Annotated in this window: 14 protein-coding genes; all 14 read left to right on the top strand. The window is 60.2% G+C overall.

All coding sequences use genetic code 11. The features are described from left to right. The first annotated feature begins 63 nt into the window (after nucleotides 1–63). On the top strand, nucleotides 64–1038 hold the full coding sequence (locus tag ACPS74_RS05710; RefSeq protein WP_305037668.1) for a sulfate ABC transporter substrate-binding protein: 975 nt from the start codon (nucleotides 64–66) through the stop codon (nucleotides 1036–1038). Continuing rightward, complete coding sequence (gene cysT, locus ACPS74_RS05705; protein WP_029649895.1) at nucleotides 1035–1898, top strand: sulfate ABC transporter permease subunit CysT; 864 nt, start codon at nucleotides 1035–1037, stop codon at nucleotides 1896–1898. Before ACPS74_RS05710 ends, cysT begins: the two co-directional genes overlap by 4 nt. Beyond that, complete coding sequence (gene cysW / locus ACPS74_RS05700) at nucleotides 1891–2781, top strand: sulfate ABC transporter permease subunit CysW (RefSeq protein WP_029649897.1); 891 nt, start codon at nucleotides 1891–1893, stop codon at nucleotides 2779–2781. Before cysT ends, cysW begins: the two co-directional genes overlap by 8 nt. After that, entirely contained in the window at nucleotides 2744–3874 is a 1131-nt protein-coding gene (locus ACPS74_RS05695; RefSeq protein WP_029649899.1) for a sulfate/molybdate ABC transporter ATP-binding protein, read from the top strand. Before cysW ends, ACPS74_RS05695 begins: the two co-directional genes overlap by 38 nt. Continuing rightward, the gene (gene tam, locus ACPS74_RS05690; protein ID WP_036241721.1) at nucleotides 3871–4683 is read left to right on the top strand and encodes a trans-aconitate 2-methyltransferase; all 813 of its coding nucleotides are present in this window, start codon (nucleotides 3871–3873) and stop codon (nucleotides 4681–4683) included. Before ACPS74_RS05695 ends, tam begins: the two co-directional genes overlap by 4 nt. Before the next feature lie 586 nt (nucleotides 4684–5269). Beyond that, nucleotides 5270–7639, top strand: coding sequence for an alginate export family protein (locus ACPS74_RS05685; protein WP_425622390.1), 2370 nt, complete (start codon nucleotides 5270–5272; stop codon nucleotides 7637–7639). Nucleotides 7640–7707: 68 nt separating this feature from the next. Continuing rightward, complete coding sequence (locus ACPS74_RS05680; protein WP_239754106.1) at nucleotides 7708–8724, top strand: formate/nitrite transporter family protein; 1017 nt, start codon at nucleotides 7708–7710, stop codon at nucleotides 8722–8724. Nucleotides 8725–9043: 319 nt separating this feature from the next. Continuing rightward, on the top strand, nucleotides 9044–10129 hold the full coding sequence (locus ACPS74_RS05675) for a hydrogenase expression protein HypE (RefSeq protein WP_029651412.1): 1086 nt from the start codon (nucleotides 9044–9046) through the stop codon (nucleotides 10127–10129). A gap of 15 nt (nucleotides 10130–10144) precedes the next feature. Continuing rightward, the gene (locus ACPS74_RS05670) at nucleotides 10145–11965 is read left to right on the top strand and encodes a nickel-dependent hydrogenase large subunit (RefSeq protein ID WP_029651411.1); all 1821 of its coding nucleotides are present in this window, start codon (nucleotides 10145–10147) and stop codon (nucleotides 11963–11965) included. Continuing rightward, nucleotides 11962–12483 (top strand): hypothetical protein, encoded by a 522-nt coding sequence (locus ACPS74_RS05665; RefSeq protein ID WP_029651410.1) that lies wholly within the window; start codon nucleotides 11962–11964, stop codon nucleotides 12481–12483. The genes ACPS74_RS05670 and ACPS74_RS05665 overlap by 4 nt, the downstream gene beginning before the upstream one ends. Nucleotides 12484–12503: 20 nt before the next feature. Beyond that, on the top strand, nucleotides 12504–13127 hold the full coding sequence (locus tag ACPS74_RS05660; protein WP_029651409.1) for a DUF5947 family protein: 624 nt from the start codon (nucleotides 12504–12506) through the stop codon (nucleotides 13125–13127). Continuing rightward, nucleotides 13120–13767, top strand: coding sequence for a DUF6084 family protein (locus tag ACPS74_RS05655; RefSeq protein ID WP_029651408.1), 648 nt, complete (start codon nucleotides 13120–13122; stop codon nucleotides 13765–13767). The genes ACPS74_RS05660 and ACPS74_RS05655 overlap by 8 nt, the downstream gene beginning before the upstream one ends. Further along, a complete protein-coding gene (locus ACPS74_RS05650; RefSeq protein WP_029651407.1) occupies nucleotides 13764–15122 on the top strand; it encodes a hypothetical protein in 1359 nt (452 codons plus the stop codon). Before ACPS74_RS05655 ends, ACPS74_RS05650 begins: the two co-directional genes overlap by 4 nt. After that, nucleotides 15119–15607, top strand: coding sequence for a hydrogenase maturation protease (locus tag ACPS74_RS05645; protein ID WP_029651406.1), 489 nt, complete (start codon nucleotides 15119–15121; stop codon nucleotides 15605–15607). The genes ACPS74_RS05650 and ACPS74_RS05645 overlap by 4 nt, the downstream gene beginning before the upstream one ends. Nucleotides 15608–15718: the final 111 nt, after the last annotated feature.

Here is a 15718-nt window from a genome sequence, read left to right as displayed (position 1 = left end):
ATGAGCGAGAAATTGCAGAAAAGTCTGGGAATTGGAATTTTAGGGGGATTGGTTGCCCTCACGATGCTGGCGAGCGCGCATTCTCAAGCGGGCCAGACGTTCCTGAACGTCTCCTATGACCCGACGCGCGAACTCTACAAGGCGATTAATCCGGCCTTCGCGGCGGACTGGAAAGCCCGGACGGGCGAAACGATCGAACTTTTGGCGTCGCATGGCGGCTCTGGCGCGCAGGCGCGCGCGGTGATCGAGGGGCTGAACGCCGATGTCGTGACGCTGGCGCTCGCCGCCGACATTGACGCGATCGCCAGCAAGAGCGGCAAGATTCCGGTCGATTGGCAAAAGCGCCGACCGAATAACTCGTCGCCCTATACGTCGACGATCGTTTTTCTTGTCCGCAAGGGCAATCCGAAAGCCGTCAAGGATTGGGACGATCTGGCGAAGCCCGGCGTCGCGGTGATCACGCCCAACCCGAAGACGTCCGGCGGCGCGCGCTGGAATTATCTTGCGGCCTGGGGCTACGGGCTGAAGAAATTTAGCGGCGACGAAGCCAAGACCAAGGATTTCGTCAAGGCGATCTACAAGAACGCCCCGGTCATGGACACGGGCGCGAGAGGCTCGACGATCACCTTCGCCCAGCGCGGCATCGGCGACGTGCTCCTCGCATGGGAGAACGAAGCCTTCCTTGCGCTCAAGGAATTCGGCGCTGACAAGTTCGAGATCGTGACGCCGTCGCAGTCCATTCTGGCGGAGCCGCCGGTCGCCGTCGTAGACGCCAACGCCGACGCCAAAGGCAACAGGCAGCTCGCGGAAGCCTATCTCGACTTCCTCTATTCGCCGGCGGCGCAGGCGATCATCGCACGCAATTTCTATCGTCCCGTTCATCCCGAATATGCGGCGAAGGACGACGTCAAGAAATTCGCCAAGATCGAATTCATCACCGTCGATAAAAGTTTCGGCGGCTGGGCGGCGGCGCAAAAGAAGCATTTCGCCGACGGCGGCATTTTCGACGACATCCAGAAACAAGAGCTGACAAGGTGACCTCCCCGAGCCTTGTCGGCAAAAACGCTCGGCGCTTCGCGGCGCCGAGCGTCATTCCAGGCTTCGGCCTGACCTTCGGCTATACGCTGATCTATCTTGGCGTGATCGTCCTCTTTCCGCTCGCCACGCTCATCTGGTGGTCGTCGGGATTGGGATTTTCCGGGCTCTACGCGATCGCCTCGGAGCCGCGCGTCGCCGCGTCGCTGCGCACGACCTTCTTCATCTCCTTCGCCGCCGCGGTCGTCGATCTTTTCTTTGGCCTGATCGTCGCCTGGGTGCTCACAAGATACGATTTTCCCGGCCGTCGACTGCTCGACGCGTTCGTCGATCTGCCCTTCGCGCTGCCGACGGCGGTCGCCGGCATTTCGCTTGCGGCGCTGTATTCGCCCAATGGCTGGTTTGGCGCGCCGCTCGCCGACTACGACATCAAGATCGCCTTTACCCGCTGGGGCATTCTGGTCGCGCTGATCTTCATCGGACTGCCGTTCGTCGTGCGCACGGTGCAGCCGATTATTTCCGAGCTCGAAGCGGAACTGGAGGAAGCCTCCGCCACGCTCGGCGCGGGCAGGCTGCAAACCGTCATCCGTGTGATGCTGCCGCCCCTGGCGCCGGCGCTGCTCACCGGCTTCGCGCTCGCCTTCGCCAGATCCATTGGCGAATATGGCTCGGTGATCTTCATCGCCGGCAATATCGCTTACGTCTCTGAGATCGCGCCGCTGCTCATCGTCGTGAAGCTTGAACAATATGACGTCCCGGGCGCGACCGGAATCGCAACGATCATGCTGGCGATTTCTTTCGCCGCGCTGCTGCTCATCAATCTGGTCCAGGCATGGAGCCGCAGGAGATTCGGCCATGTCTGAGATGGCGGTCACGTCCAGCGGCCGCAGTCGCGGCGTCAAATTCCGGCCGGTTACGCACGACTCGTCGTTCGCGCGCTATACGCTTATTGCGACCGCGGTGCTGTTTCTCGCTCTCTTCCTTTTTGCGCCGCTGGCCATCGTCTTCGTCGAAGCCTTCAGCAAAGGGATCGGCCCTTTTCTGACTGCGTTCGGCGATCCAGACGCGCGCGCCGCGATCCGTTTGACGCTTCTTGTCGCGGCGATTTCCGTTCCGGCGAATCTTGTGTTCGGGCTCGCGGCGTCCTGGTCGATCGCCAAATTTTCCTTTCCCGGCAAGAGCGTTCTGATCACGCTGATCGATCTTCCGTTCTCCGTCTCGCCGGTCGTCGCCGGCCTCGTCTATGTTCTCGTGTTCGGGGGCCAGGGCCTCTTCGGCCCGTGGCTCGCGGCTCACGGCGTGCAGATCATCTTTGCCGTGCCCGGCATCGTGCTGGCGACCATCTTCGTCACTTTTCCTTTCGTTGCGCGCGAACTCATTCCGTTGATGGAGGAGCAGGGCAAGATCGAGGAGGAAGCGGCGCTCACGCTCGGCGCCTCCGGCTTCAAGACTTTTCTCACCGTGACGCTGCCCAACATTAAATGGGGCCTGCTGTACGGCGTGCTGCTGTGTAACGCCCGCGCCATGGGCGAATTCGGCGCCGTTTCGGTCGTATCGGGCCACATTCGCGGCTTGACCAACACAATTCCGCTTCAGGTGGAGATACTCTACAATGAGTACAATAATGTCGCCGCTTTCGCGCTCGCGGTCCTTCTTGCAGGCTTGGCGCTCGTCACACTCGGGCTCAAGACGTTCCTCGAATGGCGTCATGCTGACGCGCTCTCCGGACGCGCTCGCCGCCACTGAGGGAAGTAAGCGCGGAACTTCCATTCGCATCGAGGGGGTCGAGCAGGATTTCGGCGCCTTTCCGGCTTTGCGCGACGTCAGCCTCGACATTCAGCCTGGCGAACTCGTCGCGCTGCTTGGACCCTCAGGCTCCGGCAAGACGACGTTGCTGCGGGTGATCGCGGGCCTCAATTCTCCCGATCGCGGCCGCATCCTTTTCGACGGCGAGAACGCGACCAATCTGCCCGTGCAGGACCGCCATGTCGGCATGGTGTTTCAGAACTATGCGCTCTTCAAACATATGACCGTCGCCGACAATATCGCCTACGGTCTGAGAGTTCGTCCCAGACGCACGCGTCCCTCGCGGGCGGCGATCAAGGCGCGCGTTGCGGAGCTTCTGCAGTTCGTGCAGCTCGACGGACTCGGCGGCCGCTATCCGGCGCAGCTCTCCGGCGGCCAGCGTCAGCGCGTCGCCCTGGCGCGCGCGCTCGCCATCGAACCGCGCGTGCTGCTGCTCGACGAGCCCTTCGGCGCGCTTGACGCGCGCGTGCGCAAGGATTTGCGCCGCTGGCTGCGCGACATTCACAAGCAAACGGGATTGACGACGGTCTTCGTCACGCATGATCAGGATGAGGCGATGGAGCTTGCGGATCGCGTCGTCGTGCTCAACGAAGGCCGCATCGAACAGATTGGGACGCCTGAAGAGCTCTACGACCGCCCGGCTTCGCCCTTCGTCATTTCCTTCGTTGGCGAAGCGGTCGCCTTGCCGGTCACCATCGCTGGCGGCCATGTGACGTTCGGCGGACGCGAATTGCACATTGATACGCATGGCTTGCGCAGCGGACCGGCGAGGGTGTTCTTCCGGCCCGCCGACATCGCCGTCGCCGCTGAAGGGAACGGCGATCTTGAAGGCCGCGTCGAGAGCCTGCGACGCACGCCTGCCGGCGTTCGCGCCACGATCGCCATCGACGGCTACGATCAAACCCTCGAAATCGACTCGCCGCTCGACCGCTCAGCTTCGCTCGCCGGCCGCGTCCCGCTTTCGCTGGCGAAAGCCCGCATCTTTCCCGCCGACGAGAATGGCGACTATGTCAACGCCGGAGACGGCATTTGAGCGCGGCGCCTGCTGACGGGATCGACGAAAGGCGCGCGACAAACGACTGGAATTCGGCGCTCTATCTGAAATTCGAAGCGGAGCGCACGCGCGCCGCCCGCGACCTGCTCGCGCACGTGCCTTATTGCGACACGCAACGGGTTTATGACCTCGGATGCGGACCCGGCAACAGCACGCAGCTCCTCGCGATGAGCTTTTCCGGCGCCGACATCATCGGGATCGACAAATCCGACAACATGCTATCGGTCGCCCGCGCGCGCACGCCCACAGCGACTTTTATCAAGGAGGACATCGCGCATTGGCGCCCGTCAGAGCCCGCCGATCTCATCTTCGCCAATGCGGCTCTGCATTTCCTCCCCGACCATCGCGGGTTGATGACAAGGCTTTTGAGTTATTTGCGGCCCGGCGGACGTCTTGCGGTCCAGATGCCGAACAATACGCATGAGCTTTCGCACGCGGCGATGCGCATGGTCGCGGCGGATGGCCCCTGGGCCTCGCGTCTGCTTCCAGTCGCCAAGTCGATCATGGTGCTCGGTCCGCTCGAGGAATATTACAATCTGCTCGCGCCGCTCTGCAGTACGATCGATATTTGGCAGACGGTCTATGTCCATCCGCTCGACGGCCCGGACGGCGTGGTCGAATGGTTCGAAGGATCGGGCCTTCGTCCCTTCCTCGACTTGCTCGATGCAAATGAGCGCGTCGAATTTTTAGCGCGATACAGAGGGAGGCTTGCACAGGCCTATCCGCGGCAACCGGACGGCAAAGTTCTTCTTCGGTATCCGCGCCTCTTCTTCGCCCTGCAGAAATAGGGCGGCGGGCTAGGTCTCTGCTCGCTATGGCGGCGCCCAATCTCTCAAACTGTGACATTACAGCAACGCTTTCGCTCGACGTGCAGAGTTGTCTACTAAATCGATAGACAAAAAGCAAAAGTTTCGCTTTACTGCCTCTTGCGACGTGGACGGAAAATGGTCGCAGAAGGGCAGCCTCTGCGGCCAAAGAGAGAGCTGGAATGTCAAATCTAAAATTAAACGGGCGGGCTGGGGTGCGGTTACTGTGGCTATTTCACAACAGCGCAAGTCGAAAATCGAGTTGACTAAAACATGAGCTTAACAGATCGACCTTAACGGCATATCCGATATGTACACGGTTTACATATCGGTCCGTCGATCAGAGCGCCAACCGGAGTCCGGGTTAAGCGATACGGGACAGAAGTCGATGTCGACAAGCAAAAATAGAAAGAAGTTAAGATTAGCCGCGTTTGGCGCCGTTGTCGGCGCTGCCCTTAGCGTTCCCGAAATAGCAGGCGCCGAAGACAAAGCACCCTCGAAGGAAGTTGCTGGAAAAGAGGGGCAGTCGGATAACGGCGCAAAAGCGGCCGCGCCGAAAAAAGGGTCAGTGAAGACGAAGACCGAGCGCAAGGGTGTCGCGGCTGGTCTCGGGGCGCCACCGTCTCCTCTGGAGAAGAAGAGCTACTATGTGCCAACGCGCGGCTATCGTTTGGAGCCGCAGCCCGACATTCCGCCTTATGTGCGAAATCTGGCGAAGACCTACAAGGAATTCGAAGGCATCGACTGGCTGAACGTCGGCCTCGATTCGCGCGTGCGTTTTGAATATCGCAAGGACGATTATCGGCCGTGGACGAGCACGACGACCGATCCGCCGACGTCGCAGCGCAAGTATTTTCCCAACTCGCTTTGGCTGTCGCGCACGCGGGCGTATCTGGGCGTGCAGAACATTCTCGATCCCTTTCGATTCGTCGTCGAGTTTCAGGACTCGCGCGCCTACAACAGCATCTATCAATATCAGGGCCAGGAGATCAATCAGACGGAGCTCATTTCGGGCTATGGCGAACTGTTTTTCAAGGACGCCTTCGGCAAGGACGATCTCGGCAATGATCGGCCTCTAACGCTTCGCGCCGGACGCTTTCACCTCGAACTGCTTGACCGCCGCCTGATCGCCGAGAATGAGTTCCGCAACACGACCAACAATTTTGATGGTTTCCGGATCAAAATCGGCAAGAAGGATAATGACTGGGACATCGACAGTTTCCTGATGCGGCCGGTCATTCGTTATCCATATCAGTTCGACCGACCTGACTGGCAGAACTGGATCTACGGCAGCGTGTTCAGCATCCGCCGCTGGTCGGAATATGCGACGATCCAGCCTTATTTCTTGGGCCGCAAGCAATATGGGGATCCGCTCAACGTCTCGAACGCGCTGAAGTTTCATCGCGACACTTATGCGCCTGGCCTGCGCGTCTATGGCGTGATCAACAACTTTGATTACGACTTCGACATCAACAAGCAGTTTGGCGAAACCGGCGAATTCCGCCAGTTCAGGAATGTTCAGAACGCCGTGCAGACGACGGTGCAGCACGACGCCATCGCCTATGCGTTCGAGGCGGGCTACACATTTTCAGAGCACCCGTGGAAGCCGCGGATCAGCGCCAATTACGCCTATGGCTCAGGCAACAAGAGCCCCTACGACAGCACCAATCAGACCTTCGACATTTTTTACGGCTTCAATCAGCCGTTCTCGCGCAACGACTATATCGCCTGGAACAATGTGAAGGCGCCCAAGGCGCGCTTGGAATTTTCGCCGTTCAAAAATCTCCAGATCGACACGGCGTTCAGCGCCTATTGGCTGGCGAGCGCGGCGGCGGCCTGGGACCGCGCCAATCTGTTTGCGCCGCTTGGCAACAGAGGCACGTTCATTGGCACGGAATATGATCTGCGCATCCGCTACAAACTAAATCAGTTCATTAATCTGACCGCGAGCTACGCGCGCTTCTGGCCAGGTTCGTTCACGTCGAGCTTCGCGCCGCCGGTCGCGCTGCAGCCGTTCTTCCCGCAATCTTTTTCCGGACAGACCACGACCACGAATGGCCTGACCGGGCGGCCGACCGACTTCTTCTATCTGGAAGTCACCGCCAATGCCTTTGGCGACGGCAATCCGATCACCAAGCCGCCGGGCTCGGACTTTCTCGCTCTCTTCTCGCCTGAGGGGCCTCCGCCGCGGCCTGCGCCGCCGCCAAGCTGGTCGGACGTTTACGTGGGCCTCAACGGCGGCGGAGCTTGGTCGAGCCCGCGATCGTTCGTGCAGCCCTGGCCCTTCGGCGCAGCCGCCGCGAGTCCGGCCGTGGCTGTTAGCGCGACGCCGATCGACCAGACAAACCATCTCGCCGGCTTCATCGGCGGTTTCCAGATTGGCGCCAATTGGAAGTTCTTCGACAGCTTCTTGGCCGGCGCCGAGGCCGATCTGCACGGCGTTTCGGGCAACACCGACACGAGATGGCAAGCGACCCTCGCGCAGGGGGGCGGCAATAGCTTCGCCACCTATGCGCAGCGCACCGCGACCCTCAATTATCTGGGAACGATCCGTGGCCGACTGGGCTATCTCGTCACCCCGACGCTCGCTCTCTATGGCACGGGCGGCATGGCCTATGGCGGCGTTACCTCCAACGCCGCGATCTTTACCCGCCGCATCGGCGGCACGAACCAGACGCTGGTCAATCCCGTCTATCAGGACAGCTTGATCGGCTGGACGGCGGGCGGCGGCGCCGAATGGATGTTTACGCCCGAGTGGAGCGTTAAGATCGACTATCTTCGCTACGATCTCGGCGCCGCTCAAGGGTTCAATTTCGCGGCGCAGACGAACGGCTTTTACGCCTATGGCGCGTCAAGCTCGACGCGCTTCAACGGCAACCTCATCCATGCCGGCGTCAACCGCCACTTCGATCTCATCAGCATCGCAGAAACGAAATAGGCTCTAGCTGAAGTGCGAGGCGCTGCGTCAGTTAAGGCAGCGCCAGTTCGCTTCGGAAGCGCGCTTTCGTGGGCGCTTCAGTCGCGCTCTCGCCTTCAGATCCGTTCGGCCGGGAACTGCGATGGCCGCTGCACAGTTCAACACTGCGCCAGCCCCAAGTGTTGGCGAACGCCGTTGAAAGGTCATACGTGCCGCTGCCCGAACAGCAACTGCAGACCTCCCAAGAGGAGCCTTCGCCTGCGGTCGGCGTCGCACCGTGCGAGCCGGCAAATTCGGGCGACGTAAAGGGCATCACGAAGCGTGAGATTATCGATATCGAAGAGCGAGCGCAGCCACGCACGCCCGTCATCTATGAGGTCGTGCGTCGCATGGGTGAAGAAGAACTTGCGCGCCCGGCAGTGTCGCTGTGGTGGTCCGGCGTGGCGGCAGGTCTTTCAATAAGCTTCTCGCTGCTCGCTCAGGCGGTGCTTCAAACGCATCTTCCTGAGAAAAGCTGGAGTCCTCTGGTCGTCGCAGCCGGCTACCCGGCCGGCTTTCTGCTGGTCGTTCTCTCTCGCCAACAGCTCTTCACCGAGAACACGATTACAGCCGTGTTGCCGTTGTTCAAGAGCTTCACCGCCCTGAACCTGGGTCGCGTTATTCGACTGTGGAGCGTCGTCTTCGTGGCGAACATGCTTGGCGCTTTCGTCGCCGCTCTGTTTTTTGTATTTACGCCCGCGCTCTCGTTGGAACTGCGCGACGGCGCCTTCGAGATCAGCCGCCAGATGCTGACGAACAGCTCAAGCGAGATGTTTTTCCGGGGTATCCCTTCCGGCTTTTTGATCGCGGCGATGGTCTGGCTTGTTCCCAACGCCGACACTGCCCGATTTCATATGATCAGCCTGTTGACCTATCTCATCGCGGTCGGCGGCTTCACCCATATTGTCGCGGGAAGCGTCGAGGCCTTCCTTCTTGTACTGACCGGCGAACTTGCGACGGGGCAGCTGGTCGGGCATTTCATAATGCCCGTCCTGGCCGGCAATATCATCGGCGGAACCGTGCTGTTCGCGTTAATCTCATACGCTCAAGTCATGCGAGAAATTTGAAACCGAGACTTGGCTGCGAACGCGTCAAAAATAATGAATGCCTGCCAAGCATTGGCGGCAGCTGAGGCCGGGACTGCTGCTATCGCACCGTTCCAAAAATTCGCCTTCACGGTCTTCAGAGCTGACGAACTGTGCATTTTGTTCCCTCCTAGGAACATTTCTCAAGTTCCAGAGTTTTCCTTCGGCCGTGACAGGCCTGTACGCCGCCGCTGCGCGTCGCCACGGTTGCGTTGTTCGCAGCCAAAAAAGCGAAAGCTGAGCAGGCTAGCCCCGGTTTGAAACTTTCCGTCGCCACGTCTTTTGGTGAAAGGATTGACCGATGGCTCCAGACCCCCATCCTGTTCCCAAAGGAAAAGAGCGGCCTCCATCCACAATCGAAGAGCTTGACGTGCTCTGGCTTACGGCGGGACTGAGTTGCGACGGCGACTCGGTCTCGATCACCGCCGCGAGCGAACCAAGCATAGAGGACGTCATCCTCGGAGCGATCCCCGGCCTACCGAAGGTGCGCTTGCACAATGCAGTGCTGTCCTACGAAGTGGGCGATGACTTCATGAAGGCCTTCCATCAAGGCGCGCGGGGCGAACTCGAAAACTTCGTGCTTGTGGTCGAAGGCTCCATCCCGAACGAGAAGCTGAGCGGCGACGGATATTGGGCGGCGATTGGCACGGATGCGGCGACGGGACAGCCGATTAAAACCACCGAATGGATTGATCGTTTGGCGCCAAAGGCGCTTGCCGTGATCGGCGCCGGAACGTGCGCCACATATGGCGGCATTCATGCAATGAAGGGAAATCCCACCGGCTGCATGGGCCTTCAGGACTATCTTGGCGCTGAGTGGAAATCAAAAGCCGGTCTGCCGATCGTCAACGTCCCGGGCTGCCCTGTGCAGCCCGACAATTTCATGGAGACATTTCTCTATCTGCTGCGCCAGCTCGCTGGTCTGGCGCCGATGATTCCTGTCGACAGACTCGGCCGCCCGCGCTGGCTGTTTGGTCCCACCGTTCATGAGGGATGTGACCGCGGCGCTTATTACGAAGAAGCCGATTTCGCGCAAGAGTATGGCTCGCGGAAATGCCTGGTGAAGATCGGCTGCTGGGGACCGGTCGTGCAGTGCAACGTGCCCAAGCGCGGTTGGATCGCGGGTCTCGGCGGCTGCCCGAACGTCGGCGGCATTTGCATCGGCTGCACCATGCCAGGCTTTCCCGACAAGTTCATGCCGTTCATGGACGAACCGCCCGGCGCCCGCATTTCATCGGTGCTGGTCAAGCCGTACGGCGTGTTGATCCGCAATCTGCGCAAAATCACCAATCACACCCTCAACAAGGAGCCGAAGTGGCGCAACAGGGAGCCGACCTACACCACTGGTTACGAGCCTGATCGGCCGAACAAGACTCATCCACTCTAGCTAAGGATCGCGACCATGGTCGACCTCGCAACCCGTCCTTCGGCGCCTCCGAGCCAGAGAAAAGCGTCGCCCAATCTCGTCGAGATGAATTGGGATCCGATCACCCGGATCGTCGGCAGTCTCGGAATTTTCACCAAGATCGATTTTGAGAATCGGCAGGTCGCCGAATGTCACAGCACGTCGTCGATCTTTCGCGGCTACAGCATTTTCATGAAGGGGAAAGATCCCCGTGACTCCCACTTCATCACCAGTCGAATCTGCGGAATCTGCGGCGACAATCACGCGACGTGCTCGGTCTATGCGCAGAATATGGCCTATGGCATCAAGCCGCCGCCGCTCGCCGACTGGATCATCAATCTCGGCGAAGCCGCAGAGTATATGTTCGACCACAACATCTTTCAGGACAATCTCGTCGGGGTCGATTTCTGCGAGCAGATGGTCAAGGAAACCAATCCAAGCGTCTGGGTAAAGGCGCAACGTACACCCGCTCGAAACTCGGACGCTCACGGCTATCGCACGATCGCCGAGATCATGACCGCGCTCAATCCATTTTCCGGCGAATTCTACCGTGAGACATTGATTGTCAGCCGCTACACGCGTGAGATGTTCAGCCTGATGGAGGGGCGCCATGTGCACCCCTCCACTCTTTATCCTGGCGGCGTCGGCACCGTGCCGTCGAACCAGCTCTTCACCGAATATCTGACGCGACTCGTGCGCTACGCCGAATTCATGAAGAAATGCGTGCCGCTGCACGATGATCTATTCGACTTTTTTTACGAAGCTCTACCCGGCTACGAGGAAGTCGGACGTCGACGAATTCTGCTCGGGTGCTGGGGCGCGTTTCAGGACCCGAACCATTGCGACTACAATTATAAGCATATGACCGACTGGGGCCGGAAGATGTTCGTCACCCCGGGCGTTGTCGTCGACGGCAAGCTTGTCACGACCGACCTTGTCGACATCAATTTGCAGATTCGTATTCTCCGCGGTCAGTCCTATTACGAGGACTGGGACAATTGTGAAACCTTCGTCAAGACGGACCCGCTGGGAAATACGGTCGATCAGAAGCATCCGTGGAATCAGACGACCATTCCGCGGCCGCAGAAGCGCGACTTCGACAAGAACTATTCCTGGGTCATGTGTCCGCGCTGGCTCGACAAGAGCAGCGGAGATCATCTGCCGCTCGACACCGGCGGAGGCGCCTTCGCGCGCCTGTTCTCGACGGCGCTGGCAGGGCTCGTCGACATGAACGGCTATGTCAAAGCGACAGGCGACAGCGTGAAGATCAATCTCCCCAAGACGGCGCTCAAACCTGCGGTGGAGTTTGAATGGAAGGTCCCAAAGTGGAGCAACGCGATCGAACGCGATCGGGCGCGCACTTATTTTCAAGCCTACTGCGCCGCTGCGGCATATTATTTCCTGGAGCAGGCCTTTACAGAGATTCAGGCGGGCCGCACCAAGACTTTTACGCCATTCGAGGTTCCGGACGAGGCGATCGGCTGTGGCTTCCACGAGGCGGTGCGCGGCGTGCTGTCGCACCATCTCGTCATAAAGGACAAGAAGATCGCCAATTATCATCCCTATCCGCCGACGCCGTGGAATGCGACGCCGCGAGACGATTTCGGAACGCCTGGACCTTACGAGGACGCGGTTCAAAACACGCCGATCTTCGAAGAGAACGGTCCGGACAAGTTTAAGGGCATCGACATCATGCGCGCGGTGCGCAGTTTTGATCCCTGTCTGCCCTGCGGCGTGCATATGTATGTGGGCGGCGGCAAGACCGTTAAGACCACGCATTCCCCCATGTTCGGCGCTTCGCGAAAGCCGTCGCCATGAGCGTAGAAGCGCGCGAGACGGAGACGCTGGAGCAGTCGCTGGCCCGGTTGGAAAAGCTGATGGCGACGCTCGAGAGCATCGCCGACGCCACAGGGCGGGAGGCGGCGCGTGAGTTGCTGGCGCTCGTGCTCGATTTGCACGCGCGTTCGCTGGCGCGCCTCAGCGCAATTATTGCGGCATCTGACAATGGCGCCGCTTTACTGGAAAAGATCGTCGAGGATCGGGACCTACGGGCGATATTGCTGCTTCACGGCCTGCATCCGCAAAGCGTCGAGGAGCGTCTACAGGAGGTCGTCGCGCGCATGCAGCCGCAGTGGCGCGCGCGCGGCCTCCATGTGAGCCTCATGAGTGCGAGTAAAACCTTTGCAATGGTTCAGCTGCAAAGGAATGGCGTCGCTGAGCCTACCGACCAGTTGCGGCTGGAGATCGAGAACGCTCTCACCGACGCCGCGCCCGACCTCGACGATATTTTGATCGAAATGGACATGACATCCCTTTACGCCGAAACCGCCGCCTAGACACAAAGAGCCGCGAGAGCATGGAAAGAATAGAATCGGGGAATTGGGCGTCTCGGCTGCGGCGCTTCGTGCGCACGGCGGAAGAAGAGCATTGCGAATTCTGCTCGAAGGCCATCGATTCCCGGCACGCGCATTTGGTGGAGCGCGCGACGCGAAAGTTCTTTTGCGCTTGTCCACAATGTGCGTTCCTCTTGAGCGGGGGCGAGCGTTTTGCCGCCTTGCGGGCACGCGCCGATGCGCTTCACGACTTCGATCTGAGCGACGAGGAATGGCAGGACTTTCGTATTCCGATTGATCTCGCCTTCGTGTTTCACAGCACGCCGGCGCAGGGTCCCGTGGCGATGTATCCAGGGCCGGCCGGAGCGATCGAGTCTCCTTTTGTCCCCGACGGCTGGTCGCGACTGGTCGCGGCCAATCCGACGCTGGCCGACCTTGATCCGGATGTCGAGGCGTTGCTCGTCAATCGAATGAATGGCGCACGGCAATACTATCTCGTTTCGATTGATCGCTGTTATGCGCTCGTCGGGCTGATCCGAAGGCATTGGCGCGGATTGTCGGGCGGCGCAGAGGTCTGGGAGGCCGTTCGCGACTATTTCAGGACGCTGCGAGACGACGTCGAGACGAAGGACAGGGTTCATGGTTGATCTCGACTTTCGCATCGAAGACGTCAAAGTCGAGAAATATTCGGCGGCGCCGCTGCTGTTGTTTGAGTTGCATGTCGTAAACAAGACGCCGGATCTGCCCATTCTCAACGTGATGTTGAACTGCCAGATTCGCATCGAGCCTGCGCGGCGGCGCTATGACGGCGACGAGCGTGATCGGCTTTCCGATCTCTTCGGACAGCCGTCGCGCTGGGGCGAGACCATGCGGAGTTTCCTTTGGACGCATGCGAGCGTTTCCATTCCCGCCGTCGACGCTGAGCGCATGGTCGATCTGCCGGCGCCCTGCAGTTATGACTTCAACATTGCAGCGACAAAATATTTTCATGGCTTGGAGCAGGGCGACGTTCCGCTCAATTTTCTGTTCAGCGGCTCGATTTTTTACCGCGACAGCGAAGGCAGGTTGCAGATCGAGCAAGTCGCTTGGAGCAAGGAATGCGCGTATCGCCTGCCGTTAAGCGTATGGCGCGCGATGATGGACCACTACTATCCGCAGAGCATGTGGCTCTGCCTGCATCGCGACGCTTTTGAGGAGCTGGACCGTTACCGGCGCCGGCAAGGACTTCCGACATTTGAACGCGCGTTGCAGGCGCTACTCGAAGCCAACGCTGCGGAGGCGACATGAAACTCGACTCCATCAGAGCGATCGCCAACGCCGTTCTTTACGAGGGCTACATCCTTTATCCCTATCGGCCATCGTCAATAAAAAATCGTCAGCGCTGGACGTTCGGCGGCGTCTTTCCGAAGGCGTTCGATCAGCAGGGCGACGCCTCGCGCATGGAGACGCAGGCGCTCTTGCGGGGCGGAGAGCAGGCGGCGTTCAACGTGCATTTTCGATTCCTGCAGGTCATGACGCGCGAGGTCGGACAGCTGGCGACGCCGACGCGAGAGCTTCCGGACGAGGGCGAACCGGCGCTCACGCGCGTTCCGAGCCTTCATGTCGACGATCGGGAGTTGCTGGCCTGGGAGGAGGCGATCGAACGGGAGATCGACTTAGGGCCGCTGCGGCCCGGCGATGTTCAAGGCGCCGCCAGCGTGACGCCGTTTTGCTTTAATGGCGCGCGCGAATTCGAGCCAGTCCGAGATCGGAGCGGTCGCATCGTCGCCGCTCTCATTCGCACGTCTCAAACGATCCAAGGCGTGGTCGAAGTGAAGGCGGAGAAGCTCGCGACTGATTTGTGGAAGCTGACGATCGGGATCGAGAACGTCACGCCGCTTACGGGCGCGGTTCGTGAGGAACGCGCAGCCGCGCAACTTCGCGCTTTCGCCTCGACGCATGCGATCCTCACCGTCGAAGATGGCGCGTTTGTTTCGTTGCTAGATCCTCCCGACGATCTGCGAGAGGCTGCCGGGGCGTGCCGAAATGTCGGAGCCTTTCCGGTGCTGGTTGGCGGTCAGGACAATAACGCCATGCTCGCTTCGCCGATCATCCTCTATGATCATCCGGCGATCGCGCCCGAAAGTCCTGGAGACCTCTTCGACGGCACTGAGATCGATGAAATCTTGACGCTTCGTATCCTCGCGATGACCGACGCCGAGAAACGCGAGATGGCGTCCGTCGACGCCCGTGCGCGCGCGCTTCTGGAGCGCACGCATGCTCTGACCGCCGAGGATATGGCGCGGCTTCATGGCGTCATGCGCAATCACCAGTCTCAGGCGAGCGAAATTGAACCGCCGCCGATGGGCGGGGACCATGAGAAGCCTCGCCTCGTCTCGCTGCTGGAGAGCGGACGCAGTCTATGCGTCGGCTCCCGCGTGCGACTACGCCCAAAATCGGGCGGAGACATCATGGATATCGTGCTCAAAGACAAGATCGCGGTCGTCGAGGCGATCGAGCGCGATTTCGAGGACCGGATCCATGTCGCGGTGACATTGATTGACGATCCGGGCAGGGATCTCGGCGCGGCGGGCTTTCCTGGACATCGGTTCTTTTTCAGTCAGGAGGAGATCGAGCCGATTGCTGCGGGTGATGGGCCATGACCTCGATCCTCGTCGCGTGCGTCGGCAACATCTTCAATGGCGATGACGCCTTCGGCGTCGAGGTGGCGCGCAGGCTTTCACAGGCGAAGCTGCCGGACGGCGCGCGAGTGATCGATTTCGGCATTCGCGGGATCGATCTCACTTATGCACTGATGGACGGCTATGACGCTGTGATCCTTGTCGATGCGGCGCAGCGGGGCGAAGCGCCGGGCGTCGTCTCAGTGGTTGAGCCCGACCCGATCGCGGCGGCGGACTCCATACCCGAGGATCTGGCGCTTTCGCCGCATGAGCTCGATCCCGCGAAAGTTCTTCATTTGGTGTCGGCGCTTGGCGGAAATTGCCGGCGCGTCCTGCTGGTCGCCTGCGAGCCGTGGACCTTCGGTGGGGACGAAGGCGTCATGGGGTTGAGCGAGCCTGTCGCGGCGGCGGTCGGCGTCGCTGCGGAGACGGTCGAAGAGCTGATTGAGGAGATGATGGCGGCGTAACATAACGCGATCGCACTGGCGCCGCGCATCGGGTAAATGGAGAAATGTCATGAGCGGATGGGAGATTACAGGCATCGTCCTGGGGCTTATCATCCTCGGACTGCTGATCAT

The organism is Methylocystis sp. SB2 (assembly GCF_049817085.1).
GTDB lineage: Bacteria > Pseudomonadota > Alphaproteobacteria > Rhizobiales > Beijerinckiaceae > Methylocystis > Methylocystis rosea.
This window is presented reverse-complemented; position numbering and strand designations above follow the sequence as displayed.